The 3,566-nt window shown below is 37.0% G+C and carries 5 protein-coding genes; 4 read left to right on the forward strand and 1 reads right to left on the reverse strand.

Annotated features, from left to right (window positions below; translation table 11 throughout):
• The first annotated feature begins 128 nt into the window (after positions 1-128).
• The 3 genes from CDG79_RS39695 to CDG79_RS39705 all read left to right on the forward strand — a co-directional run bounded on the left by CDG79_RS39695 (position 129) and on the right by CDG79_RS39705 (position 1,728).
• Positions 129-338, forward strand: a complete 210-nt coding sequence (locus CDG79_RS39695) for a hypothetical protein (RefSeq protein ID WP_094346935.1) — start codon at positions 129-131, stop codon at positions 336-338.
• A 335-nt stretch (positions 339-673) separates the two neighbouring features.
• Complete coding sequence (locus CDG79_RS39700; RefSeq protein ID WP_189525311.1) at positions 674-1,471, forward strand: GTPase; 798 nt, start codon at positions 674-676, stop codon at positions 1,469-1,471.
• Complete coding sequence (locus tag CDG79_RS39705) at positions 1,456-1,728, forward strand: hypothetical protein (RefSeq protein WP_094346937.1); 273 nt, start codon at positions 1,456-1,458, stop codon at positions 1,726-1,728. Before CDG79_RS39700 ends, CDG79_RS39705 begins: the two co-directional genes overlap by 16 nt.
• A 41-nt stretch (positions 1,729-1,769) precedes the next feature.
• On the opposite strand, the gene CDG79_RS39710 is transcribed toward CDG79_RS39705, so the two are convergent.
• A complete protein-coding gene (locus tag CDG79_RS39710; RefSeq protein WP_223278651.1) occupies positions 1,770-2,117 on the reverse strand; it encodes a hypothetical protein in 348 nt (115 codons plus the stop codon).
• Positions 2,118-2,403: 286 nt separating this feature from the next.
• On the opposite strand from CDG79_RS39710, the gene CDG79_RS39715 reads away from it, so the two are divergent.
• A protein-coding gene (locus CDG79_RS39715) for an IS630 family transposase (RefSeq protein WP_094346938.1) occupies positions 2,404-3,413 on the forward strand; the annotation gives its coding sequence in 2 pieces (ribosomal slippage) (positions 2,404-2,824 and positions 2,824-3,413; 1,011 coding nt in all).
• Positions 3,414-3,566: the final 153 nt, after the last annotated feature.

Genomic DNA, 3,566 nt, shown 5'->3' on the forward strand with positions numbered 1-3,566 from the left:
TAGTGCAAACTTGTCGTCGTCAAGGCAGAGCTGTGATTGATTTTTTTGCACAAGCACTGCGGGCTAATTCTAATAGTTATCTGTCTCGCCCATCACTGCTTCCTAAATATTAGACCTGAATCCTTACGTTGAAAGAAAAAGGTTTTGAACTGCCAAGTGGGAATGAAGCAATAATTGAAGTTTTAAATCATCCAACTCTAGATGCAAAACATGCATTAAAAGTTTCCATTCCAATTATCCCATTTATCCTTTCATATGAAGGTGAATTAGGGTTGGGGGCTGGAGTCAAAATAAGAGAAGCATGGGAACGCTGGAAAACTAAGTTATGGAATAAATAACATTAGATATTATGAATGGGAAACAAGAACTGGCTGAAACACTCAAACAAAACCTTAAACTCAGGATTGTATTAATCGAAGAATATGATAAACAACTTCTCTACGAGGATGATCCAGCTAAAAGGCAAAAGATTAAAAATAAGATTCAATAACTAAAGCAGGAAATAGAGATAATTAGTGATGAAATCATAAAACTCGAAAGGCCGCAGGCTACTGAAGGGAAGGATTGTAGTCTAGAGACTCCACATGAAGATATTCATGAGACATTACTAGAAGAGGTAAGTGCTACTGATCTAGAGGATATCTATGGGACATTATCAGAAGAGGTAAAGGCAGTGGTTGATGAGTTGCGACAACGTTTAGAGCAAGCCAAAGGTAAAACTTTCACCTTTCTACTTATTGGTAAAACAGGAGTTGGGAAATCCAGCACCATTAATTCGTTAATGGGTACTAATGTTGCACCTGTTGGAGATTTTGATCCCTGTACAATAAATGTAAATATTTATGATACCGATTTAAATGAAGCCATTGTTCGCGTAATCGACACCCCTGGATTATGTGATGATATAGAAGAGGCAGGCAATGATGCCAAATATATTGAGTTGATACGCCAAAATATTCCATATGCTATTGACGCAGTTCTCTTTGTCAGCCGTTTAGACGACAGCAGAGTTGATGCCAGTGAGAAAAGGGGGTTACGTTTAATTACAGAGGCATTTGGTGAATTATTTTGGAAAAAATCGGTTATTGTATTCACATGCTCGGATAAAGTGCCAAATTCACGTTTCGAGGAATATTTAAGCGAACGAACTAAACGTATTCATGCAGCCTTATCAGCACTTAAATTGAGTAACGATACTGTCCATGCAATCCCATCTGTAGCTGTAGATAATACTAATCTCGAAAAACTCAATCCACCGGACGGAGAAAAATGGATTCAACAGTTTTATTGTACTGTGCTTGATCGCATCGAGAATAATGACAGCAAAGATGTTTTCGTCTTGTCCACGTCACATACAGCACTTTCGGCGGCTATGAGGTACATCATCAAAGCTGAAAGCTATGATAGGAAAGGGGCAAGAGGAAAACTGTATTGCATAATAGCCGGAAGCGCTGTATGGTGGAAAAAATAGGGGTTTCTCCACTTGGCGTGGCAGAAAAAATTTTTGTTACACAAGCGGCTGCTAGTTCTGGAGTGATGGGATCAGTCTTAGCGTACATGTTAGGAGTAGGATCAACTTCAGTAGGCACAGCTATGGGCCCACAAGGAGCAATATTAACGGGAACACTTTTAATCAGTAATCCCGTTGGCTGGGGAGTAGTACTAGTTTCGGCAGCTATTGGTGGAAGATTAATGTATATACATATAAAAAAATCAAAATCAAGATAAACAAAAAGGTTTGTAGTTGGATTGACAAGCTTACCTACAACTTACACTTTCAGCGTAAGAACTTCTGTGGCTGTGCTGGAAACACCAACCTGATCCTGTTCGTATTCAGTGAAGATAAGTTCCAATCGATCCTGAATACAAGCAAACTTCAACCATTGGGGAATCGTATCACTCCAAGGACTGCGATGAATTACCAATGGCCCTGCAAGGTAGCGAACATGGTGTAGGGAAAATTCAGCTACTTCCAAAAGACTTGCTAATAATTCTTTTGGTGTATTTAAACTTGCCAGAACTTGCAGCATTTTTCGGGTGTTGTCTGGCAGTTTGGTACTATTACCATCACTAATTTCTGCCATTATTTCTGGTGAAATTAAATTCATTTGTTCCATTTGTCATCTCGATATGAGCGCATCACCAAAAATAGCCAATCGGCTAAAAAATTAATGTCCAATAGGTGAAGGCTGATACTAGATAAATCTTTTTATGCTGGCATTGATACAGCTTTTTTAGGTAATGCCAATGAATAACGAACCTACAATTAACCAAAATCTTGATACTGACGACAGTAGTAATTATCAGTCTGGCAGTGGCTATAGCAATCCTAAATGAGTTGTGAAAAATTACACATAACGATAAGCTGGATCTAATTAATATAGAAAATACACAACTCCCTATATGAAAGAATTGATAGATTTTATCCAAGGGAACCCAGATAAAAGAGAATTGAAACGAGCGCTGGCTGTACAAATGGTGATGGAAAGTTACACTCATTCTCAGATTAGAGAAATTTTGCACGTATCTTTAGGCTTTGTCAATAAGTGGAAATATATTTTTGTGGAACAGGGGGTTGCAGGGTTAAAACTTAAATATCAAGGTTCGAGGGGTTATCTTGATAGCAAACAAAAACAAACAGTGATTGAATGGCTTAAACAAAAAGATTACTGGCATTTAAATGAACTAAAAGAGTACATAGAAGAGAGTTTTAATATAGCATTTGAGTCAAATCAAAGCTATTATGACCTATTTAAAGAAGCATCTATAAGTTGGAAAAAAACACAAAAAAAGAACCCACGCAAAGACGAGGAGTTAGTAGCAAAAAAAAACTAGAAATTACAGCATGGCTGAATGCATATCAAAGTGAGATTGTGTCTGGAGAAATGGTTGTATTTTTTGAGGATGAGTGTCATTTGTTGTGGGGAGACATCTGTGGTTATATTTGGGGTAATACTCAAGAAAGAATTGAAGTTCCAGTTCTTAACGAAAGACAAAGACAGACGTACTTTGGCGCACTGAATTATTACACACAAGAATTTTTAATTAAGCCGTTCAAAAAAGGTGATTCTAAATCGGCAATTGCATTCGTAGAATACCTGCTTAGTCAATATCCTAAAAGCCGCATTAGTTTGATTTGGGATGGAGCTAGTTATCACCATTCAGTTGAATTTCAAGATTATTTAAAATCTGTAAATCAGGGGCTAAACGAGAACGAATGGAAAGTTACTTGTATTCGCTTCGCTCCTAATGACCCGACACAAAACCCAGTGGAAGATATTTGGTTGTCTGCTAAAAAGTTTGTTAGAGAATTTTATCATCTATGTAAATCTTTTACTATTGTCAAGCGTTTATTTGAACTCGCTGTTCACCATGAAATATTTAATTTCCCAAAAATATTTATGTATGATTGATTTTCACAAATGATTTAGGATTGCTATATCAATCTTTATGTTACGGTGTTGAGCAATTAAGTTCTGGAGATAGTAGTAATCCCTTGCAAGCAGACCAATTTAGGGATGGTTATCAAGAGAATATTTTTGAAATCAATCTTGGGGATACACCTT

Origin of the sequence: Nostoc sp. 'Peltigera membranacea cyanobiont' 232, from assembly GCF_002245985.1 — a bacterium.
Taxonomy (GTDB): domain Bacteria; phylum Cyanobacteriota; class Cyanobacteriia; order Cyanobacteriales; family Nostocaceae; genus Nostoc.